Consider the following 22,403-nt stretch of genomic DNA (forward strand, 5'->3'; position numbering starts at 1 on the left):
GCCGCCCTACGTCGGGTTCATTCCGTTTTTCGTAACAAAAAAGGGCGGACATTGCTGTCCGCCCCTCTTGAATTATGAACTGTTCTTCAGATTAGAAGCGCAGCTTTGCCGATACAGCATAACGACGACCAAGCGCGTCGTATGTCGACGGGAAGGTGTTGCCGCTGTTGAAGGTCGTCGTACCGGCGTTGTTACCAGTGATTGGAGGACCCTTATCGAGCAGGTTTTGAACCGACAGGTTCAACGTCAGGTTTTCCGAGACATTGAAACGTGTCGACAGGTCAAAATAGTCGTAAGCTTTGATCTTACCGAAGTTGACCGTACGGCCACCTACGCCAGGGATCGCAGCACCGATTGTTCCATTGAAGAACGGACCAGAGTCGTCGACGTCAAGCGGTTCTTGCTCGAACGAAGACAGGTGACGCCACAGAAGCGAAACGTCAATGTTTTCGAACGACAAGGTTGTACGCTGAGACCACTGGAATTCAGGCTGCAAAGAACCACAGTTCGAGCTGATGTAGCTTACGCAATCACGGTTGATCGAAATTGGGCTTGCTACAAATGCGTTGAACTTCGACGCGAAGGTATAGTTACCAGCAAACGACAGCGACAGACCAACATTCTCAGTCAGATCAGTACGATAGTTTACCGAAACGTCGATACCGTCGGTTTCAAGGCTGCCAGAGTTCGACAGTGTCGAAGGCAGACCTGTGCTCGTGTTGGGATCACCGCTCAAGCCAGCGGTAATCGGATCACGACGGATCGAAGTACACGCAGTCGATGCAGCAGCGCCAGCAGCAGGAGTGAAGATGCCATTTGCGCCTACGCCAAAGCACGCGCCGATGACGTCAGCAGGTGTTGGCGCACTGATCGCCTCATTGACCTTGATGTTGTAGTAATCGATCGATGCCGAGAAGCCTGGGATAGCCGCAGGTTGGAAAATCACGCCAACTGTGTAGCTGTCCGACTTTTCAGGCTTGATGTTGAGGTTACCACCACCAGTCGATAGCACCTGACCCGAAATTGGCTCAGGAATGACTTGGACGTTACCGGCATTTGCACCCTGCGCAAGGCAGACTGCAAGCAACTCACCGGTCAGGTCAGGACGGAGAACCGTCCCGTTCGTCCGGCGGGTAGCGCATGGGTCAACGCCCAAGTTGGTCAGGCCAGTGTTTACCGGGCTGAACAGTTCGGCAATATTCGGTGCACGAACGGCACGTGAATAGTTGCCACGGACAGTTACGCCTTCGATTGGCTCCCATGAACCACCAACCTTGTACGTGGTGGCACTGTATCCAGGATTACCTGGTGCAGCGATGGTATAATCCGAATAGCGCACGCCGCCTTCAACCGTCAGGCTGTGGAAGAATGGCTTATCGGAAATAAGCGGCAAGACAACTTCGGCAACAGCTTCATATACGTCATAGCCACCCGCGATATTTGGCGTTGCACCACCGGCACCACCCAATTCACCGGATTGCGCCAACGTATCGGCACCTTGCGAAGCTTGATATTTGCGGAATTCACCACCCAGAGCAAATGCAACCGGTTCAGCAGCCCATGGGCTGGTAAATCCGACATCACCGCTGATGGTCGCGCGGGCTTGCGCAAGTGATGATTTCACAAACGAAGAGCTTTCCTGAACCAGGAAGTTGACTGCTTCAGGCGAAATGTCGCCAAAGAAGTTTGCAGGAACGCAACCATTTGCCGTGTTCTGGCAGACCAGGTTACCTGCAGCATCACGTGTTGTCAGCAAAGACTGGCGAACGCGCGAGTTTGTGAAGTAGCCCTTGATGGTCTGGCGATTTTCGCTTTCGCCATAAGCACCAAATACGTCCCAGTCGATTGAGTCAGTGATCGCACCGCGCGCACCAAGCTTATAATCGAACAACTGGGTTACGTAGTTGCTGACGCGTGGACCAGCTTCAACCGAACGGCGGAAGAGAGCCGATTGCGGGTTGTTGAAATAGCCTTCGCCAGTTGCGATTGTACCGTCGTTGTTAACGTCAAAGGGCACAAAAGTGTTGTTGCGGCCGACTTCACGATAGGCAGCACTGCCTGGTGCAGCCGTTGCAGCAGCATCACATTCCGCTTGAGTGAAGCGCGGTGTGTAAACGGTAGCGCTTGGGTTCACGTCAAATGCGCAGAACTGGTTACGTGCAGCAGCCGGCAAGAACGGGTTGTTCAAGCTGAGATTGACTGCAATACCGAATGCGCCGGACGGCGCGATGATCGTGTCCACGGTATTTTTCGAGAACAATCCACGCGTGTAAACTTCGACCGCATCGCTTACTTCATAATTGGCCTGGCCAAACATGTTAACGCGTTCAAAAGGTGTCTGGAACACGTTATATGGGTTGAAGTTAAAGGTCGAGAATGTCGGAACGATTTGTCCGGCACTGTTAACCTGGGCTGTCCCTAGGTTAGCTGTGCCATCAAGAGCACGAGCACCTGAGAAACGCGAAGGGAATGCTGTACCCGAACCAAGCGCCGTACCGGAGAATGTTTCCAGCGTATCGAGCGAAACGTCACGTGCACCCTGATACACAGGATCAGATTCCTGATAACCGATGCTGAACACGGCGTTACCGCGACCATCGTCGAAATTCGCACCGAGGGTTACGTCAACGCGGAACGTGCCGCCATCGCCTTCTTCAGTGATCTGGTAGCCAGCATTGGCTTCCAAACCAGCAAAGTCGCGACGCGTAATGAAGTTCACGACGCCCGTGATTGCGTCGGCACCATAAGTTGTCGAAGCACCGCCGGTAAGAACATCAACCCGCTCAACGAGTGCGAGAGGAATGTTGTTAAGGTCGAAAACGCCAGCCAGACCAGCAGGCACAACGCGTGTGCTGTCGATCAAAACGATGTTACGGTTTGAACCGAGACCACGCAAGTTGACGAAAGATGCGCCTCCGTTACCGTTGTTCACTGCGGAACCAATGGACGGGACTACACCTGGGATTTCACGCAGGATTTCTTCAGCCACGTTCGACTGGAGAAGTTCGATTTCGTCTGCCGTGGTCGCAAGGACCGGCGACGAACGCTCAAGGTTCGGATTGACGATGAGCGAACCGGTAACGACGATTTCGCTACCTGTCTGTTCTTGAGCGACTGCATCTTGGGCAAATGACGGCGTTGAGATCAACGCCACGCCCAATGCGAGCGGTGCCGCTGCATATTTCAAATTGCTGATACGTGTGTTTTTCACGATATAGCCCCTTTAATAAGGCCACTGTTAACGGTTTCCCGCCCCGCAGTGGCTGTTAAACTCCCCAGCTTTTCCATGCACAAGACGCACAAATGGCGCGCAAAGTCCTATGAAATCCCTCCGGGTTGAGCGTGCTTTGACGGATATGCTGGGGTTACGCAACAAAATGGGTCGTATTTCGGAAGATATTTCAGCCCTGTCACCTTTATGCAACAGTAGGACTAAGGCTTGGTCATGCCATTTATCCGGTGCACATTGGCATGGAAAAAATCGTTCATGACAGCGACAGCGTCGTTCGCTAAAGGGTCTGGAACTGGTTCTCCGAGGCAAGCATTAATGTCCCTTCGTTTCTTATTTTCAAAAATCACGCTTCTGTTGCTGGGGATTTTTGCCGCAGCCCTGTCTCCAGCCCTGGCCCAGCCCGCGGTGCCTGCGCCCACAGCGCCGGACCCGGAAAACATACTTGTATTGGATTTGTCCACAGGTGGCCGCGTGACCATTCAGATGTTTCCCGCTGTGGCCCCTGCGCATGTCGAGCGCATCAAGACGCTGACGCGGCAGGGATTTTATAACGGCGTTGTCTTTCACCGCGTGATCGACGGATTTATGGCACAGACGGGCGACCCGACCGGAACGGGCCAAGGCGGATCGGAGCTTCCTGATCTGAAGGCCGAATTTAATAGCACGCCGCATCTGCGTGGGACAGTGTCGATGGCGCGAACGAACGAGCCCGACACGGCCAACAGCCAGTTCTTCATCTGCTTCCAGCCGCGCTTCAATTTGGACAACAAATACACGGTTTTTGGCCGCGTAACCTCTGGCATGCAGTTTGTAGACGCCATTGAACGCGGTGAGCCACCTGTTAGCCCAAGCAAGGTGTTACAGGCATCCATCGCAGCGGATAATGTTCCTCCGCCGGCCTTTGCCACGCCAACCGTGCCTGCTACAGCGGACAAGCCGATTACCGTAGACCAGCTTAGCGGAAACTGACTGGGCTCAGCTTCTCATGCGCGTTGACCTTTTTGATTTCGAGCTTCCGCCCGAACGGATTGCGCTGCGCCCTGTCGCGCCTCGTGACGCCGCACGGATGCTCTGTGTTAGCGGTGACCATGGCCTTGCCGATCGCTTCGTGCGCGACCTGCCACAGTTGTTGCGCAAGGGTGACTGCCTGATCTTTAACGATACGCGGGTCATTCCGGCGCAGCTTCAGGGCAAGCGCGGCGATGCATCGATTGGCGCGACCTTGCACAAACGTAGCGACCTGCGCCGGTGGCAGGCCTTTATCCGCAATGCCAAACGCCTGCATCCCGGCGACGTTGTCGATTTTGGCAAGGGCGTGACGGCGATTGCCGAAGAACGCCATGACGACGGCAGCTTCACATTGTTTTTCGAGGGTGATGAGCCAGTCGAAATCCTCCTGCAACGCGCTGGCACCATGCCTTTGCCGCCTTATATCGCGGGCAAACGCCCGACCGACGAACGCGATGCCGAAGATTATCAGACGATGTTCGCGCAAAAGGATGGCGCGGTTGCTGCGCCGACGGCATCCTTGCATTTCACGCCTGAATTGATGGCCGCGGTGCAAGCGGCAGGCATTGAAACCGCGACGCTTACACTTCATGTTGGCGCGGGCACGTTCCTGCCAGTCAAGGCCGACGACACCACCGAACATCGCATGCACAGCGAATGGGGCAGTATCGATGCCGCAACCGCGCACCGGCTTAACAGCATCCGCGAAGCAGGTGGGCGCCTTGTCGCGGTTGGCACAACGTCATTGCGCCTTGTCGAGAGCGCTGCTGACGAACATGGCATTGTTCACCCGTTTGAAGGCGACACCGATATCTTCATCACGCCGGGTTACCGGTTCAAGGCGATTGGCGGCTTGATGACAAATTTCCACCTACCGAAATCGACCTTGTTCATGCTGGTCAGCGCGATGATGGGCCGCGAGACGATGCAAGCGGCTTACGCCCATGCAATCGCCGAGGAATACCGCTTTTACAGCTATGGCGACAGCAGCCTGTTGTTGCCATAACGCAGTCGGGCGGGCTTAATGCCCTTTAAGCTCGTCGCCGGTCAGGCGAACGATATGCAGCACATTGGTTGAGCCCGGCGTGCCAAAGGGTACGCCTGCCATGATGATAATCCGTCCTCCCGCGACACCCAGGTGATAACGCAGCGCCATGCGCTTGCCCTTGGCGACCATTTCCTCAAACGAGCCAATGTCCTTGGTCCGGACAGCAAAGGCGCCCCATAAAAGACCCAAGCGACGCGCGGTGGACTGGCTCGCCGTCAGCACCAAAAGTGGCACTGCAGGCCGTTCGCGTGAGATTCTGCGCGCGGTCGAACCGGATGAGGTGAAGCAGACGATCGCGCTGGTTTCCACAGTGTCGACGATCCGCCCGCTGGCTTCGGCCAACGCGTCCGCGGTTGTCCCGTCCGCCGGGGTCTCGGTGAAATGGATGCGTTTGAAGAAATCAGGGTCGCCTTCAACCTGCTGCGCAATCCGGTCCATGATTGACACCGCCTCGATCGGCCAGGCACCGGCCGCCGTTTCCGCAGACAGCATCACGGCATCGGCGCCGTCGTAAATCGCGGTCGCAACGTCCGACACTTCGGCCCGCGTTGGCGACGGCGAGAATATCATCGATTCCAGCATCTGTGTCGCCACCACGACTGGCTTGCCCATCCGCCGCGCAGTCGACACAATCTTCTTTTGCAGGGGCGGCACTTGCTCCGGCGGCAATTCTACACCCAGGTCCCCGCGCGCGACCATTACGCCGTCGGCAAGCTCAAGTATTTCTTCCAAGCGTCCAATGGCAGCAGGCTTCTCGATCTTGGCCAGCAACGCCGCCTTGTTGCCAATCAGCTTTTTGCCTTCGGCGACATCCTCCGGCCGCTGGACGAAGGACATCGCAATCCAGTCAACGCCCTGCTCCAGTGCGAACGCGAGATCCGAGCGGTCCTTTTCAGTCAGCGCAGCAATGGGAATAACGACATCAGGGACATTCAACCCCTTACGGTTGGACAGCATCCCGCCCACCTCAACCTTGGTGTTGATATGGTCAGGGCCAATTTCGGTAACACGCAACACAAGCTTGCCATCGTCGAGCAACAGCCGCGCGCCAATCTCCAACGCTGCAAAAATCTCCGGATGCGGCAAATAGACCCGATGCGCATCGCCGGGCGTCTTGTCAGTATCGAGCCGGAAATTGTGGCCCGTGTGCAATTCAACCTTGTCGTCGGCAAAAGTTCCGACGCGCAACTTGGGCCCTTGCAGGTCAACCAATATCGTCGTTGGCCGGTTATAGGATTTTTCCAGCGCGCGGATATTGGCAATCAATTGCACCTTATCCGCTTGCTCACCATGGCTCATATTGACGCGGAATGCGTCGGCACCAGCCCGAAACAGTTTTTCGATCATCTCGGGCGTGTCGCTCGCGGGACCTAAAGTCGCCAAAATGCGGACCTTGCGCATGCGTGGTTTATGATATTGCATGGAACTGGCTCCGCGATATGGATTTTGAACTTCGCCTTCCCCATAACGAGGCAAACCAGCAACGGAAAGGGCGCATAGCTATGCAACAGGACACGCAAATTTCAGACGCAGCCGCCGCGGCCGCCTTTCGCCGCCTCGTTGCCCATTTACAGCACCGGCATGATGCCCAGAATATTGACCTGATGGGCCTTGCCGGCTTTTGCCGCAATTGCCTCGCCGATTGGGTGATGGAGGCTGACGGGCAGATGACCAGAGAACAAGCGCGAGAGATCATCCATGGCATGCCAGCCGCACAGTGGAAGGCAAGTTACCAGACCGAAGCCACGCCAGAGCAGTTGGCGCGCATGAAAGAAAGCGTGGCGAAAAATAAATCGCACGGCTAACCATCAACCTCGGAGATGTAAAAAGGGAAGCGATATGAAGCGCGCAATAATATCTGTGGCCATGCTGTTGGCTGGCACACCACTGGCGGCACAATCGGTCGATACGACCTATATCCATGCAGGCCAGCTGCTGGATCAGCCAGGCAAATCCCCGCGCGGCGCTTCAACGATCATTGTGCGCGATGGCAAAATAGCCGAAATCCGCGACGGCTTTGTGGCAGCAGAGGGCAATGCGCGTGTCGTCGACCTGAAAACACAATTTGTGTTGCCCGGTCTGATCGACATGCATGTTCATATTTCCAGCGACGACAATCTGCTGCGCAGCCGCCTCGAAGGTGCACAACGCGATGTCGAGGACGTCTTTGTCATTGCACAAGGCAATGCACGCCGCACTTTGGAGGCTGGCTTTACCACCGTGCGCGATTTGGGGGGTGATGGCAGGACGACGACCAGCCTGCGCGATGCCATCAACAATGGCGTGATATCAGGTCCTACAATTATTCCGGCCGGTACGATGATATCGGTCACGGGCGGGCATGGCGGCGTAAACGGCCTGAACCGCGCTTATACCAAAGCGGTCTTGGCCGAGCGCAACAATTTGTGCGACGGACCAGACGCATGCGCCAGCGCTGTTCGAGCGCAAATTTCGCTGGGCGCTGAAGTTGTCAAATTTGCCGCAACTGGCGGTGTCCGTTCCAATATCGCTGGCGGACTTGGCAAGCAAATGACCGACGCCGAAATGAAATCCATCGTAGACACTGCCCACAGCTTCGGTCGCAAGGTAACTGCGCATGCTCATGGCAAGGAAGGCATTGATGCTGCCTTGCGCGCTGGCGTCGATTCCATCGAGCATGGCAGCTTCATCGATGATGAAACCGCCAAATTGTTCAAGGCCGAAGGTGCTGCCCTCGTGCCAACGGCCGTTGCGCCCATCGCAGCGCTTGCCCAGGCGCGTCGCGGCGATGCCCCTGCCCCGCAATTGGCAAAGGCAGAAGAAGCGGGGCTCGCCCATGCCAACAGCTTTGCCCGCGCCGTGAAGAGTGGCGTGCGCATATTGTTCGGCACCGATTCCGGCGTTGCGCCCCATGGCGAAAATTCCAAGGAATTCGCACTGATGATCAAGGCGGGCATGACGCCGATGCAGGCCATTAAGGCAGCGACCGTGGACAATGCGGACGAACTTGGCCGCCCAATTGGCGCGATATTGCCCGGACGCGACGCGGACATTATTGCGCTCAATGGCAACCCGCTCAGCGATGTGACTTTGCTGGAAAAGGTCGATTTCGTGATGCGTCAGGGCGTGGTGCACAAGCTTGACGGCAAGCGCCAAGCCTTCCCCCCGGAGTAAACGCTTAGCACCCGCTCGTGTCTCGACTACGCTCGACATGACCGGATCTAGTTTCTAAGCGGGTGCCATTCCGATTCGGGGCGTGATGCCCCATTCAACACATAGGGGAAAAATCATGGCCGAAGGCAATGTCGCCGCCGATCAACTGCGTCTGTTTATTGAACGCATCGAGCGTCTGGAAGAAGAGAAGAAAGGCATCGCCGACGACATCCGCGACGTCTATTCAGAAGCCAAGAGCCAGGGGTATGACGCAAAAATCATGCGCCAGATCGTCCGTTTGCGTAAAATGAGCCAGGACGATCGCCAGGAAATGGAAGCTATCCTCGACACCTATAAATCGGCGCTTGGTCTGGCGTAATTGCCGTTTCGATTTTGTCATCCCGAGCGCGTTTCGGGATGACAGGCGGCGTAAGTTTGCTACCTTGTGGCGGGTTCAGAACAACGACCAAATATTGATGGAGATCGAAGCATGTTGATGACCACCACCACATCTGTTGAAGGCCAACCCGTCCGCGAATATCTCGGCGTTGTGACCGGCGAATGCATTGTAGGCGCGAACATCTTCAAGGATTTGTTCGCTGGTATCCGCGACATTGTCGGCGGTCGCGCAGGTGCTTATGAAAATTCGCTGCGTGATGCACGCCAGACCGCCTTGGCCGAACTCGCAGCCGAAGCACGTAATATGGGTGCCGACGCGGTGATCGGCATTGACCTCGATTACGAAGTGCTTGGCAAAGAAGGCTCAATGCTCATGGTCACTGCGTCCGGGACTGCGGTAAAGTTAAGCTGAACCACATGGCTTGCCCAATGGCGTGCGCCTGATGTAAGGGCGCGGCTTCATATCCTTTAGCCAGAGAAGAGCAGAGCCATGGCAGGCCATAGCAAATTCAAGAATATCCAGCACCGCAAGGGCGCGCAGGACAAGAAGCGGTCGGCGCAGTTTTCCAAGCTTTCGCGCGAAATTACCGTTGCGGCGAAGATGGGCATGCCCGATCCCGACATGAACCCGCGCCTTCGCCTTGCGGTGAACGCCGCCAAGGCGCAATCGGTGCCCAAGGATAATATTCAGCGCGCTATCGACAAGGCAATTGGCGGGGACGCTGAAAGCTATGACGAAATGCGTTATGAAGGCTATGGCCCCGGTGGCGTCTCCATCATCGTTGAGGCACTGACTGACAACCGCAATCGCACCGCAACCAATGTACGCACAGCCTTCAGCAAAAACGGCGGCAATCTTGCCGCTTCAGGTGCGGTGAGCCACGGTTTTGACCGAATGGGTCTGATCACCTACCCCGTGGGCGCTGGCGATGCCGACAGCGTGTTTGAAGCCGCATTAGAGGCTGGTGCAGAAGATGTAGAGTCGACTGAAGATGAACATAGCATCTGGACCAGCATGGATGCCCTGCACGAAGTCGCCAAGGCACTTGAGGCGACACTCGGAGCGGCCGAAAGCGCCAAGCTTGCATGGAAACCACAGCTTTTGGTCGAAGTTGACGAAGCCAATGCCGCAACCCTGCTCAAGATGATAGACGCACTGGAAGACGATGACGATGTCCAGACCGTGTGGGGCAATTACGATGTCTCTGAAGAGGTTATGGCGAAGCTGGGTTAAATAGCCGTTTGTCATTACGTCAATTGTCGATACTGAAGGTAAATTCGAATTTGGGGGCGGCATAATGACATCAAGTATTGGGACGGAAGCAACGGGTCAAAAATATTGCAGTGGCTGCGGAAATTTAATTCATAAAGATGCAAAAGCCTGTCCACAGTGCGGAGCGCCACAGGCTGGCACCGGCGGAAATGGAAGAAAAAATAAGATCGTCGCTTTTATTTTTGCATGGTTTCTTGGAGGGTTTGGAGGGCACAAATTTTATTTAGGAAGGACAGGTTGGGGCATTCTTTATCTTCTGTTCTTTTGGACATTGATTCCAGCAGTCGCCGCATTTATCGAGGGCATAATATATCTAACAATGTCAGACGAAGCATTTGAAGCAAAATACGGATAGTTTAATCATTCTCGGTCTTGACCCCGGCCTAGGCACCACTGGCTGGGGCGTAATCCGCAAGGAAGGCAATCGCCTGTCGCATATCGACAATGGCGAAATCGATACCGATGCCAAACTGCCACTCGCCAACCGGCTGGTGTTGCTGGATGAGAAGCTGCACGCCGTGCTCGATCATTTTCGCCCCGATTGCGCAGCCGTCGAAGAAGTGTTCGTCAACAAAAACCCGCAGTCGACGCTGAAGCTTGGGCAGGCACGCGGCGTCGTGCTTTTGGGTGCAGCACGCAATCGCACTCCGGTGACCGAATATGCCGCGCGGCTGGTGAAAAAATCAGTCGTCGGCACCGGCAAGGCAGAGAAGGAGCAAGTACAGGCCATGCTGCGTATCCTTTTGCCTGGCCTCAAAATTGCCGGGCCGGATGCCGCCGATGCACTGGCTGTGGCCATCACGCACGCCCATCATAGCAGGGGTTGATGGATCCGCGCAAAGTCGCGTCCTGTTCCCGCGATGTTCTCTTTCGCTTGCCGATTGGGGAACGAACAGCTAACCCGCGACAATGATTGCAAAGCTTTATGGCCGCATTGACGAAACGGGCGTTGACCATCTGGTAATCGACGTCAATGGCGTTGGCTATCTGGTACAAGCGAGCGCGCGGACACTCGCGGCGCTCGGCAAGACAGATGATTTCGCCACCGTTTTTACCGAAATGCAGGTGTCGGAAAACGACATGCGGCTCATCGGCTTTGCGACGCGTGAGGAACGTGACTGGTTCCGTCTGCTGACGGGCGTGCAAGGCGTTGGCGGCAAGGTCGGGCTTGCGATTTTGTCCGCGATTGAACCCGCCGACCTCGCCCTCGCGATCGGCAGCGGTGATGCGGCAATGGTCGCCCGCGCAAACGGTGTTGGACCAAAGCTTGCCAGCCGTATTGTCAACGAATTGAAGGACAAGGTTGGCGCGCTTGCTGGCATTGGCGGCGGCGCTAAGTTGATGCCAACTGGCGCGGCGGCAGGTAACCATGCGCAGGATGCGATGTCTGCGCTCGCCAACCTCGGCTTCAAACCCGGCGAAGCAGGCAGTGCTGTGGCACAGGCAGTTGAAGAACTCGGCCCAGATGCGACATTGGATGCGCTTGTCCGGCTGGCGTTAAAGAGGGCGTCGCGGTGACTGAAGACGACCGCATCACGACGCCCGATAAACGGCCCGAGGATATCGATGCTGCCTTACGGCCTAAGACGCTCGCCGAGTTCATCGGGCAGGCGGCAGCGCGCGACAATCTGCGTGTTTTTATCGAAGCTGCGAAGGGGCGCGGACAGCCGCTGGACCATGTCCTTTTCTTTGGCCCGCCGGGCCTTGGCAAGACCACATTGGCACAGATTGTGGCGAAGGAAATGGGCGTCGGTTTCCGCGCTACATCAGGCCCGGTCATCGCCAAATCGGGCGATCTTGCCGCATTACTTACCAATCTGGAAGACGGCGACGTCCTGTTCATTGACGAAATCCACAGGCTCAGCCCAGTGGTCGAGGAAATCCTCTACCCCGCGATGGAAGACCGTGCGCTGGATATCATGATCGGCGAAGGTCCCTCGGCGCGGTCGGTGCGGATCGATCTGCCGGCGTTCACATTGGTCGGCGCCACCACGCGGCAGGGTTTGCTAACCACGCCACTGCGCGACCGCTTCGGTATTCCGGTGCGGTTGAATTTCTATACCCATGCCGAACTTGAGCTTGTGGTCACCCGCGCTGCGCGGCTGCTTGACCTTGGCATTGCACCCGATGGCGCAAACGAGATTGCAAAGCGCGCCCGCGGCACACCGCGCATTGCCGGGCGGTTGCTGCGACGGGTGCGCGACTTTGCCAATGTTGCTGGCGAGCCGGTTGTCACGGCCAAGATCGCCGACAATGCACTTAACCGGCTTGAGGTCGATGCGCTTGGTCTGGATGCAATGGACCGGCGCTATCTGTATATGATCGCCAATATCTATCGCGGCGGCCCGGTTGGCGTCGAAGCGCTTGCCGCTGGCCTGTCGGAACCACGCGACACCATCGAGGATGTGGTTGAGCCCTATTTGCTGCAATTGGGCCTCATCGCACGGACGGCGCGTGGCCGCTGCCTGAATGCGCCGGGATGGAAACATCTTGGCCTTAATCCGCCAGCCGGTTCGCAGGATGGATTGTTTGATTCTTAGCGATGTGAAGAGTCTTGCGGGCGACCAGTTGAGCGGTCGGCAACTAAAAAACCTAGCCGCCGGACTCGACAACGGTTAAGCAATTTAGCGATGACCGTCCCATCCCCCTATCAAGGCCAGTTTGACGGCACACGGCACCTGTTTGCGGTGCGCGTTTACTTTGAAGACACCGACTTTTCGGGGGTGGTCTATCACGCGCGCTATCTGCATTTCATGGAACGTGCACGGTCCGACATGCTGGCCTGCGTTGGCATTGACCAACGGACAGTGCATGCGCAAGGCCAGGGCGCTTATGCAGTGACCGAAATGCAAATCAAATATCGCCGCCCAGCGCATTTCGACGATGCGCTTGTTGTGGTCAGCACTGTCGAAGCGGTGCGCGCCGCCAGCTGCGATATTCATCAAACAGTCATGCGCGGTGAGGAAATATTGACCGAGGCGCGCGTCACTGCTGCCTTTGTTTCACCACACGGCAAACCACGCCGACAGCCCGCGCACTGGGTTGCCGCGTTCCAGCCCATCATAAACCGACCGCAGGAATAGGATATCCATGGACCCGATTATCGCCACCCAAAATATGGGCTTTTCACCCGTTGAGCTGTTTATGGACGCCGACCTGGTGGTCAAGGCGGTCATAGTCGGTCTGGCGCTCGCCAGCGTCTGGGTATGGACAATCATCATCAGCTTCACGCTGAAAATGTCGGGTATTAACAAGAAAAGCGAAAAGTTTGAACGCGACTTTTGGGCAAGCAGCGACATCGCCGGATTTTCCAAAACGCACAGCCAGAACGAATTGCCTGTGGCAAAGGTCTTTACGGCAGGAATGGCGGAATGGCGGCTTTCCACAAAAGGAAAGATAATTGACCGCGCCGGAACGCGCGAACGACTTGCCACAGCCATGGACGCCACCATCGCTGCCGAAACAGATCGCCTCGCCAATCGGCTGAACTTTCTGGCGACGACTGGCTCTGTTGCGCCCTTCGTCGGCCTGTTCGGCACAGTCTGGGGCATCATGCGCAGCTTTGCCGCGATTGCGGCGGAACAGAATTCAAGCCTTGCGGTCGTAGCACCGGGCATTGCCGAGGCATTGTTTGCCACCGCAATCGGCCTGTTCGCCGCTATTCCGGCAGTTATCGCCTATAACCGTTTCTCCTATCGGCTAAACCAATATGAAGCGCGCATGGGGCGCTTTGCCGATGGCTTCCACGGGACGTTAAGCCGTGAACTGGAGCTTGAGATTTAGCCATGGCCATGAACACCTCATCCGGCGGTAGCGCAGGACGTGGGCGCAAGCGTGGCAGCCGACGTGCACCGATGGCCGACATCAACGTCACGCCCTTTGTCGATGTGATGCTCGTTCTGCTTATCATTTTCATGGTGACTGCACCGTTGCTTGTCACCGGCGTTCCTGTGGAACTGCCGGAAAGCCGAGCGAATGCGTTGGACCAACCCGATGAGCCTATCGAAATCGCAATCGACCGCGATGGCGTTACCTTCATCGACGGCACGGAAGTCCCCCCCGCGGAGCTTGCCGCACGGCTTGAAGAAATTGCCGCTTCACAAACGCCTGACACTCCGCGGCAGATCATGCTGCGCGGCGATACCGCTATCAGCTATGGCCAGATGATGCGCGTAATGGGCGAACTGAACCGCGCAGGACTGAACAGTGTCAGCTTGGTCACCACAGGTTCATCAAACGAAAACTAACGAGATAGCAATGGATAGGGTGGAGAAACTTGGACTTGGCGCTGCGGTCGGCGGCCATGCCATTTTGTTGGGCGCATTTGCGCTTGGCATGATGGCATCTACCGAAACTTTGCCCAAGCAGGAATCTATCTCCGTGTCGTTGGTTGGCGAGATTTCGGAAGTGTCGACTGCCCCTGACGCCATTCAGGAGGAATCTGCACCGCCTGCCCCCGCCGACAGCGCGCCCGCCGAACCACCGCCTGCACCTGCGCCGACACCCGCAATGCAAATCGAAAAGCCAGTAGAGAAGCCGGTGGAGAAATCCGTAGAAAGACCGCAGCCCAAGCCGGTTCCGAAAGCGGCCAAGCCTGAGACCTCCCCACCTGTCGCCAAGGTCGCGGTAAAAAAAGAGCCCGTGAAGCAGCCCCCTGCCAAAGCGGCTGCACCGCCTGTTAAAACGGCTGCCGCCACGCCGCCCCCGACCGCTAAGGCCGCGTCTACCGCTGGCAAGGGCACTACCCCTGCAAAACCAGGCGGCTTGAGCAGAAGCTTCGAAGACAGCATTAACAATATCGGCAAGGCCCCCGGCGCTGGCAAGGCGGTTGGCACGCCCGCTGCAAAAACCGATTCTGAAGTGCGCCGCTCGGTTGGCGTCAGCCTTGCTGGTCAAATCCGCAGCCGCGTTCGTGCCTGTGCGCCGTCGGGCATAGACATTAACCAGATCGAGACCTTTGTAACGCTTAGCCTTGAGCCCTCAGGCAAATTGACCTCGGTTCGATTTGACAAGCAGACTGGTGTGAACGACAGTAATCAGCCGCAGGCTGGGCCCCTGAAAGACTGCATCTTGCAAGCGGTGCGGGCAGCTTCGCCTTATGAGGGGCTTGACCCCGAATATCATGACGTATGGAAAACCCACGCGCTTCGTTTGCGCGCAACGGGATAAAGGAATGAAAAACATGTCACTCTTCGCATTGAACCGGAAACTGGCGTCTTTCCTACTTTTGTTCTTCAGCGCGCAACTAGCCACTGCACAAACACGACCCCCGGTTGCTCCTGCGTCGGACGAGCCTGAACTGGTGGAATTTGACACATCAAAAACGCGCTCCATCGCTGTGCCAGCTTTGGTCGCACCATCGCCAGCCGATACGCCAGCCGGCAACAGCACTGCACTCGGACGGCAAATTGCCGAAGTTATTTCGGCCAATCTGCGCGCATCTGGCGTGTTTGAAACCCAAGGGCCAAACGGCCTGCGCGCGATCACCCTGCAAGAGGTTACTGCGCCGCAATTCGATTACTGGAGATCACGCCGTGTCGAACATCTGGTGCAGGGCTTTGTCCGCGTCGGAGGTGATGGCAACCTGACCGTTGGTTGTTATCTCTACGACGTTGGCTTTGGCAATGAAACCACTCGACTTGGCTTTAATGTGCCGCCGCGTGAATGGCGCCGCGCTGCGCATAAATGCGCTGATGCGATCTATTCCCGGCTGACTGGCGAGCTACCCTTTTTTGACAGCCGCATTGCCTATATTGCTGAAAGCGGGCCAAAGAATAAGCGGGTCAAGCGTCTGGCGATTATGGATTCCGATGGCGCAAACCACCGCTTTATCACCAATGGCCAGTCAACCGCGCTCACTCCGCGCTTTTCGCCCAATTACAAATCTATCCTGTATCTTTCCTATGTCGACGGAAACCCGCGTATTTATGTGTATGACATTGATACCGGACGTCAGCGTGTGATTACCCAGTCGACGAATCCGACCTTTGCACCGCGCTGGTCACCCGATGGGCAGACTATCCTCTATTCCATGGCTGTTTCCGGAAATACCGATGTCTATAAGATATCTGCAACGGGCAACGGCACGCCTGTCCGCCTCACCAATTCTCCGGGGATTGATGTCGGAGGCAGCTTCTCTCCCGATGGCCGCCAGATCGTCTTTGAAAGCGACCGTTCAGGCAGCCAGCAAATATATGTGATGAATGCAGACGGCAGCAACCAGCGTCGCATCACTTTTGGTGCAGGGCGCTATGCCACGCCCGAATGGAGCCCGCGCGCTGACCTTATTGCGTTCACCCGCATTGCTGGCGATTTCCGCGTCGGCACTATGCGGCCCGATGGGTCTGGCGAACGCCTGCTGACCAACAGTTGGCAGGACGAAGCACCGACATGGGCTCCAAATGGCCGCGTTATCCAGTTCTTCCGTACCGCCAAGGGAAGCGGCAAAACAAGCATCTGGCAAGTCGATCTGACGGGTTCCAACGAACGCCAGTTGCCAACACCGGTGGATGGTTCAGACCCGGCGTGGGGACCCGTTTTGCCTTAAAAACGTTTACAGTTATAAGACTGAAATATGCACCACGAATAAACCAGACCAAAATAGAAGGAGAAGACCGTGAAGAAAAACAACGTGAAAATGGCCGCCTTATTGTTGGTATCGACCGCGCTGATTGCTGGCTGCGGCAAGAAGAAGGTCGACGTTTTGCCTCCCGCGGCTGAGGGTAGTGAATATGGTGACACTCAAATCGATCCGAATGCAGGAACAGGTCAGATTGTACCCGGAAGTCAGGAAGATTTCCTGCAACAGGTCGGCCAGTTTGGCGATCGCATATTGTTCGATACTGATCGGTTCAATGTTGATATGGAAGACCAGGCCGTTCTGCAGCGTCAGGCGCAATGGCTGGCGCGCTACCCTAACACGCGTGTTGTTCTTGAAGGACATGCGGACGAACGCGGCACGCGCGACTATAACCTCGCTTTGGGTGAACGCCGCGCAAACTCCGCCAAAAATTATCTCGTTTCCATCGGTGTCGATGCCAGCCGGATACAGACTGTCAGCTATGGCAAGGAACGGCCGACCGCTTTGGGATCGGACGAGCAATCCTGGGCGCAAAACCGCCGGGCTGTGACCGTCACCGTTCGTTAAGCACAGGGTGTTTGTCTGATCATGCCGTGCTCCCCGGCATGAACAACACGCTTGAAATGTAGGATTTGTTCTGAGAGATTGTGCGCGTCATCGGGTTATTACCCGGACGCGCTCTTTCTCATTACTACTTTTCCTTTATGCGCGCTGACGCGCATTCCTGCGGCACGGGCGGCCGTCAGTTACGCGAGGTCTGGGGGCCGCCGACATTTGTTTAGGTGAGACTTTAATGTGACCTTTCGCCGCTGACCCGCATTCTGCCATCGCTTTTGATATTCACTGCCAATCGTGTGTCGTTCGCCGAACGCTGGCTTCGGGTTGTCGAACGGCCAGTTCATAGTTGCGGTCAGGCGCTAGGCATGACAGCCTGTGCGATAAAAGAAAATGGCAGGGGAGCCTATCGATGAAAAATTACGTCAAATCCTTGTTGCTGCTGAGCGCCGCAATCATGCCTGCATGTGCCTTTGCCCAGGCACCGGCAGCAGCCGACGACAAAGCGCCCAAATGGGACGTTGCGGCTCCTCCGGGCCTGACTCTACGCCAGATCAACATCGACACAGATGAAGGTTCATGGATGAACCTCGACGTCAGCCCCGATGGCCGGACAATCGCGTTTGATCTGCTTGGAGATATCTACACCATTCCCGTAACCGGCGGCACACCGACACGCATTGCCGAAGGCTTGCCCTTTGAAACGCAGCCGCGCTTTTCGCCTGATGGCAATCGCATTGCCTTTACCTCGGACCGGGGCGGCGGTGACAATATCTGGATCATGAACCGCGACGGTTCGGACAAACGGCAGCTCAGCAAAGAAGATTTCCGCTTGCTCAACCAGCCAAGCTGGAGCCCCGATGGACGCTTCATTGCCGCCAAGAAGCATTTCACCACTGGCCGGTCACTTGGAACTGGCGAAATCTGGCTTTATCATGTCTCCGGCGGTGCTGGTGTGCAGTTGGTCAAACGGCCCAATGAGCAGCACCAGAAAGAGCTGGGCGAGCCCATCTTCGCCCCCGATGGCAAGAATATCTATTATACGCGCAACATCACGCCAGGGCCAATTTTCCAATATGCACAAGATTCCAATGGCCGGATTTTCGATATTGAACGCTATGAAATCGAAACCGGCAAAACCGAAACCGCGGTTTCCGGTATCGGCGGCTCGGTGCGGCCGACCCCCTCGCCCGACGGCCAGAAAATCGCCTTTGTCCGCCGCGAACGGACCCAGTCAAAGCTATATGTGAAAGACCTCGGCACGGGCGAAGAGCGCAAGATTTACGATGCGCTCGACCAGGATGTGCAGGAAACCTGGGCGGTCACTGGCGTCTACCCGAACATGGATTGGTCGCCCGACAGCAAGACTATCTATTTCTGGGCTGGCGGGAAGATCCGCAAGGTCGACTGGCCAAGTGGCGCGACAAGCGAAGTTCCGTTCCGCATTTCGGATACGCGTGACTTGATTGACCCGCCACTGCCGCAAATTGAAGTTGCGCCCGCCAGCTTCGAAACCAAAATGCCGCGCAGCCCCGTCACCTCGCCAGACGGCCGGACGATATTATTCGAAACGATGGGCAAGTTGTGGCTCAAGCCAGCATCAGGTGGCACAGCGCGCCGCCTGACCTCGTCGGATATGGGCATGGAGGCCTATCCCACATGGTCACGCGACGGCAAAACCATCGCTTATGTCAATTGGACCGATAAAGGCCTTGGCCATATCCATACGATTGGAGCTAGCGGAGGCACACCCAAAAAGGCCACTGCGCAGCCCGGTCATTATGCCCGCCCGCGTTTCTCCCCCGATGGCAAGACAATCGTCTTTGAAAAGCAGGAAGGTGGCGGCCTCACCTCGCCATTGCGCTCGGACCAGTCAGGGATCTACCGGATGCCAGCATCGGGCGGCGCAGCGACGCGTGTCACCTCGGCTGGTACAACCCCGCATTTCGGGGCGTCCAGCGACCGGCTGTTTTACACCGAATCCGGCGCGAACAAGCGCATGCTCGTCAGCGTGGATCTGAACGGCGAAGCCAAGCGCAGCCATGCGAGCGGTGAACTCACGACGATTTACGAAGTATCGCCCGACGGCAATAACTTTGCCTTCCGCCAAAATTACGAAGCCTTTGTGATGCCGTTAATGCCGGGTACGCAGGAAGTGACGGCTTCACCATCGGGCAGTGCGCTTCCCGTGGTGAAGGTCAGCAATGGCGGCGCTGACTATATGCACTGGAGCCGTAATGGCGATGCCTTGCATTGGGCAATTGGGCCGACCTTATACTCGGCGCAAACCAACGCGTTCTACCCCAATGGCCCGTTGGCCAAGGACGCCAAGCCCGTTAAGTTTGCGCCGCCCAAGGAAGGCGTTTCGCTTTCCATGCCTGTGACCTCGGACCGTCCGACTGGACTGGTGGCGTTCACTGGCGCCCGCGTTGTCACCATGGCGGACAAGAGCGGCGGAATTATCGACAACGCCATAATTCTCGTCGAAAATGACCGGATCAAAGCCGTTGGCAAGGCAGGCGACTTCGCCATCCCTGCGGGCGCAAAAACCGTTGATGTTGCTGGCAAGACGATCATCCCCGGCCTTGTCGACGCCCATGCCCATGGCCCTTATGGCGTCGATGAAATGACCCCGCAGCAGAATTGGGTAAATATGCTCAACCTCGCAATGGGCATTACTACGCGGCATGACCCGTCGAGCAGCGCAGCGACGGTATTCCCGGCGCTGGAAATGCAGCGGGCTGGATTGTTGCTTGGGCCGCGTTCATTCTCGACTGGCGAAATCGTCTACGGAGCCAAGGCAGCCGATGTATATGCCGAAATCAACGGCTTGGATGACGCGCTGGCACATGTCCGGCGGTTGAAGGCGCAGGGCGCGCATAGCGTCAAAAACTACAACCAACCGCGCCGTGAGCAGCGTCAGCAGGTCGTTGCCGCCGCGCTTCAGGAGAATATGCGATCAGTCGCCGAAGGTGGTTCGTTATTCGGTATGGACATGAACCTGATTGCCGATGGCAATACGACGCTTGAGCATAATATCCCGCTCGACATCTTCTATGATGACGTGCTGCAATTCTACTCCAAGTCGAAGGTTGGCTACACGCCAACGCTTGTGGTGACTTATGGCGGCCCTGCCGGTGACCCATATTGGCGGGCCCATACAGATGTTTTCCGTCACCCCTTGATGGCCAAGCATTATCCGCCAACCGAGCTTGCGGCCAACAATGCCCGCCGCGAGATTGCGCCGGAAGAAGATTATGTCGACGACAACAGCGCGCGTGAGGCGCATAAACTCGCGAAGCTGGGCGTTCCTGTTTCCATAGGCGCGCATGGTCAGGAAGCTGGTATTGCCGCACACTGGGAGCTTTGGTCCTTTGTGCGTGGCGGCATGTCACCGATTGAAGCGCTTGCCGCTGGTACCATCGAGTCCGCTCGTTCGCTTGGCTATGACAAGGATGTGGGGTCCATCGTGGCAGGCAAGCTCGCTGATCTTGTCATCCTCGACGCTGACCCAAGTGCCGATATCCGCAATTCGGACAAGGTCGCCAAAGTCATGATCGGTGGTCGTCTCTATGATGCAGCCACGCTGAACGAGGAGGTTACGGGCAGCCGCAAGCGCATGCCTTATTATTGGGAGTGAGCCTATCCCGGTGAGTATAATTTTTTGGCCCGGGCGAATAGTCCCGGGCTGGAAAATGGTTCGAACATCTCGTCAGGGTTCGCCGGATCAAGCACAGCATTTTCCGCCAGTGTTTTTTCGGCCTCTGTCAGATCCGGCAACTTGAGTGGACACAAGGCCCGGCCACTTCCTGCGGAATTTTCGATAATCTCCCGCATGACTGCGCCGTTACCGAGCAGTTGAGCAACCTTCTCGACCGCGAGCCCGCAATGCTCCGCCAGCAAAGTGGCGCGCATCATGCGGATACCGGGCGTAGCGCTTTCATTGCCGGGGCGCTTTGCGTCAATGAAGATGTCGCATTCACTGTCGAGGCCAAGCGAGCGGTTGTTCATATTCGCCGAGCCAATGCGCAGGACTTCATCATCCACGATCATCAATTTGGCATGCACATAAATGGGCCCACCCATTTTCGTATGCGGAACGTAGATTGAAAATCTGCCCTTTTTATCATGCTTGCCAATCGCGCGGAGCAATTGGACCCGCGCGCTGTCCATCGCCTTTTGCTCCAACCAGCCATCGGCCGTTTCTGGATTCACAATGATGATTTCGGGCGGATTCTCCTCCGCCATGCGTTTGGCAATGGCATCGGCGATTTTCGGTGAGGCAAAATATTGATTTTCCGCATAAATAAAGTGTTTTGCGCGCGCTATTTGTTCCAGAAAAAGTTGCTCTATTTCGCGGATTGGCCCGACATCCTTATATGCGGCGCGGGTGCGCGCGATGCCCATTTCGACAAACTGAAATTCGGCCTGTAGAAATTCAGGCCACGGGGATTTGGCATCGACAGGGCAAGGGTCCAGCGCGTCGCCACCGGCAAGTTTCCAGCGGGCACGGCTCAATTCTGCAAGTGCAGCGGCGGCCTCGCCCTCAACCAACATCGTGATGTCGTGCCATGGGCCGTATAATTTGCCATTGGGCCGCCTGCGTTTGGGGTCATAGTCGATGTGGTCGGGCGTATCCCAACGATCTGCAGTCATGTCGATGCCGCCACAGGCAGCCATCTTGTCGTCGATGACAACAATTTTCTGGTGATGGCTGCACCCAACAGGATGTGCGCTATCGAGCTTGAATTGGATTTGCTGATGCATCGCCCATTTGGCAACGTCCACCATCGTCGAACCCCGCCCCATCATCTTGAGCGCACCGATATTCCATTTCAGTAATTTGATTTCGAGCCCCGGCGTCCGATCTGCGAGCCAGAGAATGAAGTCGCCCAAGCGTTTTGGCGGGTCGCCCTTTTTCCGGCGGCTTCGGCTCAGGTCAATTCGGGTGTCGAAATCCCAACCGATGAGCATGATACGATGTTGGGCATTCATCATCGCGGTCTGGATGATCTCGAAATATGGAGCGGCATCAATCACAGGATGGGCGCGCGTGGCCTTTGCAAAACGCCATATGCTGCTGCTTTCTGATATATCTGTGCTCATACGCCCTCCGGTTGCCATTCTATAACGTGCTAAACGATTTCAAGACGGAAAAAGCTGACTCCACATTCAT

Annotated in this window: 21 protein-coding genes; 18 read left to right on the forward strand and 3 right to left on the reverse strand. The window is 56.4% G+C overall.

Annotated features, from left to right (window positions below; genetic code table 11):
• Positions 1 to 91: 91 nt before the first annotated feature.
• A complete protein-coding gene (locus ACK4S7_RS03975) occupies positions 92 to 3,211 on the reverse strand; it encodes a TonB-dependent receptor domain-containing protein (RefSeq protein WP_409644678.1) in 3,120 nt (1,039 codons plus the stop codon).
• A 336-nt stretch (positions 3,212 to 3,547) separates the two neighbouring features.
• Here ACK4S7_RS03975 and ACK4S7_RS03980 point away from each other — a divergent pair, with 336 nt between their 5' ends.
• Together ACK4S7_RS03980 and queA are read left to right on the forward strand one after the other, a co-directional pair.
• A complete protein-coding gene (locus ACK4S7_RS03980) occupies positions 3,548 to 4,201 on the forward strand; it encodes a peptidylprolyl isomerase (RefSeq protein ID WP_409644680.1) in 654 nt (217 codons plus the stop codon).
• Positions 4,202 to 4,217: 16 nt separating this feature from the next.
• Positions 4,218 to 5,246, forward strand: a complete 1,029-nt coding sequence (gene queA / locus ACK4S7_RS03985; RefSeq protein ID WP_409644681.1) for a tRNA preQ1(34) S-adenosylmethionine ribosyltransferase-isomerase QueA — start codon at positions 4,218 to 4,220, stop codon at positions 5,244 to 5,246.
• Positions 5,247 to 5,261: 15 nt separating this feature from the next.
• Here queA and pyk read toward each other — a convergent pair whose 3' ends face one another.
• On the reverse strand, positions 5,262 to 6,710 hold the full coding sequence (gene pyk, locus ACK4S7_RS03990) for a pyruvate kinase (protein ID WP_409644683.1): 1,449 nt from the start codon (positions 6,708 to 6,710) through the stop codon (positions 5,262 to 5,264).
• Between the two features lie 80 nt (positions 6,711 to 6,790).
• On the opposite strand from pyk, the gene ACK4S7_RS03995 reads away from it, so the two are divergent.
• The 16 genes from ACK4S7_RS03995 to ACK4S7_RS04070 all read left to right on the forward strand — a co-directional run bounded on the left by ACK4S7_RS03995 (position 6,791) and on the right by ACK4S7_RS04070 (position 20,867).
• Complete coding sequence (locus ACK4S7_RS03995) at positions 6,791 to 7,093, forward strand: DUF1244 domain-containing protein (RefSeq protein WP_409644684.1); 303 nt, start codon at positions 6,791 to 6,793, stop codon at positions 7,091 to 7,093.
• Positions 7,094 to 7,127: 34 nt separating this feature from the next.
• Entirely contained in the window at positions 7,128 to 8,441 is a 1,314-nt protein-coding gene (locus ACK4S7_RS04000) for an amidohydrolase family protein (protein WP_409644685.1), read from the forward strand.
• Positions 8,442 to 8,556: 115 nt separating this feature from the next.
• Positions 8,557 to 8,799, forward strand: a complete 243-nt coding sequence (locus ACK4S7_RS04005) for a DUF2312 domain-containing protein (RefSeq protein WP_409644686.1) — start codon at positions 8,557 to 8,559, stop codon at positions 8,797 to 8,799.
• A 111-nt stretch (positions 8,800 to 8,910) separates the two neighbouring features.
• Positions 8,911 to 9,231, forward strand: a complete 321-nt coding sequence (locus tag ACK4S7_RS04010) for a heavy metal-binding domain-containing protein (protein WP_409644687.1) — start codon at positions 8,911 to 8,913, stop codon at positions 9,229 to 9,231.
• A 78-nt stretch (positions 9,232 to 9,309) separates the two neighbouring features.
• Positions 9,310 to 10,053 (forward strand): YebC/PmpR family DNA-binding transcriptional regulator, encoded by a 744-nt coding sequence (locus ACK4S7_RS04015; RefSeq protein WP_409644688.1) that lies wholly within the window; start codon positions 9,310 to 9,312, stop codon positions 10,051 to 10,053.
• Between the two features lie 64 nt (positions 10,054 to 10,117).
• Positions 10,118 to 10,447 (forward strand): NINE protein, encoded by a 330-nt coding sequence (locus tag ACK4S7_RS04020; RefSeq protein ID WP_409644689.1) that lies wholly within the window; start codon positions 10,118 to 10,120, stop codon positions 10,445 to 10,447.
• Complete coding sequence (gene ruvC, locus ACK4S7_RS04025) at positions 10,428 to 10,919, forward strand: crossover junction endodeoxyribonuclease RuvC (RefSeq protein ID WP_409644690.1); 492 nt, start codon at positions 10,428 to 10,430, stop codon at positions 10,917 to 10,919. Before ACK4S7_RS04020 ends, ruvC begins: the two co-directional genes overlap by 20 nt.
• A gap of 82 nt (positions 10,920 to 11,001) precedes the next feature.
• Positions 11,002 to 11,610, forward strand: coding sequence for a Holliday junction branch migration protein RuvA (ruvA, locus tag ACK4S7_RS04030; protein ID WP_409644691.1), 609 nt, complete (start codon positions 11,002 to 11,004; stop codon positions 11,608 to 11,610).
• Positions 11,607 to 12,632 (forward strand): Holliday junction branch migration DNA helicase RuvB, encoded by a 1,026-nt coding sequence (ruvB, locus tag ACK4S7_RS04035; protein WP_409644692.1) that lies wholly within the window; start codon positions 11,607 to 11,609, stop codon positions 12,630 to 12,632. Before ruvA ends, ruvB begins: the two co-directional genes overlap by 4 nt.
• A 90-nt stretch (positions 12,633 to 12,722) precedes the next feature.
• Positions 12,723 to 13,175: a tol-pal system-associated acyl-CoA thioesterase gene (ybgC, locus tag ACK4S7_RS04040; protein WP_409644693.1), complete on the forward strand. Its 453-nt coding sequence runs from the start codon at positions 12,723 to 12,725 to the stop codon at positions 13,173 to 13,175.
• Between the two features lie 7 nt (positions 13,176 to 13,182).
• Complete coding sequence (tolQ, locus tag ACK4S7_RS04045) at positions 13,183 to 13,875, forward strand: protein TolQ (RefSeq protein WP_409644694.1); 693 nt, start codon at positions 13,183 to 13,185, stop codon at positions 13,873 to 13,875.
• Between the two features lie 2 nt (positions 13,876 to 13,877).
• Positions 13,878 to 14,339, forward strand: a complete 462-nt coding sequence (tolR, locus tag ACK4S7_RS04050) for a protein TolR (protein ID WP_409644695.1) — start codon at positions 13,878 to 13,880, stop codon at positions 14,337 to 14,339.
• A gap of 10 nt (positions 14,340 to 14,349) precedes the next feature.
• The gene (locus ACK4S7_RS04055) at positions 14,350 to 15,261 is read left to right on the forward strand and encodes a hypothetical protein (protein ID WP_409644696.1); all 912 of its coding nucleotides are present in this window, start codon (positions 14,350 to 14,352) and stop codon (positions 15,259 to 15,261) included.
• 13 nt (positions 15,262 to 15,274) lie between these two features.
• Positions 15,275 to 16,639, forward strand: coding sequence for a Tol-Pal system beta propeller repeat protein TolB (gene tolB / locus ACK4S7_RS04060; RefSeq protein ID WP_409644697.1), 1,365 nt, complete (start codon positions 15,275 to 15,277; stop codon positions 16,637 to 16,639).
• 84 nt (positions 16,640 to 16,723) lie between these two features.
• Entirely contained in the window at positions 16,724 to 17,239 is a 516-nt protein-coding gene (gene pal / locus ACK4S7_RS04065; RefSeq protein ID WP_409644712.1) for a peptidoglycan-associated lipoprotein Pal, read from the forward strand.
• 400 nt (positions 17,240 to 17,639) lie between these two features.
• A complete protein-coding gene (locus tag ACK4S7_RS04070) occupies positions 17,640 to 20,867 on the forward strand; it encodes an amidohydrolase family protein (RefSeq protein WP_409644698.1) in 3,228 nt (1,075 codons plus the stop codon).
• A 2-nt stretch (positions 20,868 to 20,869) separates the two neighbouring features.
• Here the strand turns inward: ACK4S7_RS04070 and ACK4S7_RS04075 are convergent, their stop codons facing one another.
• The gene (locus tag ACK4S7_RS04075) at positions 20,870 to 22,333 is read right to left on the reverse strand and encodes a phospholipase D-like domain-containing protein (RefSeq protein ID WP_409644699.1); all 1,464 of its coding nucleotides are present in this window, start codon (positions 22,331 to 22,333) and stop codon (positions 20,870 to 20,872) included.
• Between the last annotated feature and the right edge of the window lie 70 nt (positions 22,334 to 22,403).

Origin of the sequence: Sphingorhabdus sp. (assembly GCF_046292425.1) — a bacterium.
Taxonomy (GTDB): Bacteria; Pseudomonadota; Alphaproteobacteria; order Sphingomonadales; family Sphingomonadaceae; genus Sphingorhabdus_B.

Bases quoted from the DNA above. Each gene is read 5' to 3' on its own strand.
- ACK4S7_RS03980 (WP_409644680.1), top strand. From the start codon at position 3,548: ATGTCCCTTCGTTTCTTATTTTCAAAAATCACGCTTCTGTTGCTGGGG.
- queA (WP_409644681.1), top strand. From the start codon at position 4,218: ATGCGCGTTGACCTTTTTGATTTCGAGCTTCCGCCCGAACGGATTGCG.
- pyk (WP_409644683.1), bottom strand. From the start codon at position 6,710: ATGCAATATCATAAACCACGCATGCGCAAGGTCCGCATTTTGGCGACT.
- ACK4S7_RS03995 (WP_409644684.1), top strand. From the start codon at position 6,791: ATGCAACAGGACACGCAAATTTCAGACGCAGCCGCCGCGGCCGCCTTT.
- ACK4S7_RS04000 (WP_409644685.1), top strand. From the start codon at position 7,128: ATGAAGCGCGCAATAATATCTGTGGCCATGCTGTTGGCTGGCACACCA.
- ACK4S7_RS04005 (WP_409644686.1), top strand. From the start codon at position 8,557: ATGGCCGAAGGCAATGTCGCCGCCGATCAACTGCGTCTGTTTATTGAA.
- ACK4S7_RS04010 (WP_409644687.1), top strand. From the start codon at position 8,911: ATGTTGATGACCACCACCACATCTGTTGAAGGCCAACCCGTCCGCGAA.
- ACK4S7_RS04015 (WP_409644688.1), top strand. From the start codon at position 9,310: ATGGCAGGCCATAGCAAATTCAAGAATATCCAGCACCGCAAGGGCGCG.
- ACK4S7_RS04020 (WP_409644689.1), top strand. From the start codon at position 10,118: ATGACATCAAGTATTGGGACGGAAGCAACGGGTCAAAAATATTGCAGT.
- ruvA (WP_409644691.1), top strand. From the start codon at position 11,002: ATGATTGCAAAGCTTTATGGCCGCATTGACGAAACGGGCGTTGACCAT.
- ybgC (WP_409644693.1), top strand. From the start codon at position 12,723: ATGACCGTCCCATCCCCCTATCAAGGCCAGTTTGACGGCACACGGCAC.
- tolQ (WP_409644694.1), top strand. From the start codon at position 13,183: ATGGACCCGATTATCGCCACCCAAAATATGGGCTTTTCACCCGTTGAG.
- tolR (WP_409644695.1), top strand. From the start codon at position 13,878: ATGGCCATGAACACCTCATCCGGCGGTAGCGCAGGACGTGGGCGCAAG.
- ACK4S7_RS04055 (WP_409644696.1), top strand. From the start codon at position 14,350: ATGGATAGGGTGGAGAAACTTGGACTTGGCGCTGCGGTCGGCGGCCAT.
- tolB (WP_409644697.1), top strand. From the start codon at position 15,275: ATGTCACTCTTCGCATTGAACCGGAAACTGGCGTCTTTCCTACTTTTG.
- ACK4S7_RS04070 (WP_409644698.1), top strand. From the start codon at position 17,640: ATGAAAAATTACGTCAAATCCTTGTTGCTGCTGAGCGCCGCAATCATG.
- ACK4S7_RS04075 (WP_409644699.1), bottom strand. From the start codon at position 22,333: ATGAGCACAGATATATCAGAAAGCAGCAGCATATGGCGTTTTGCAAAG.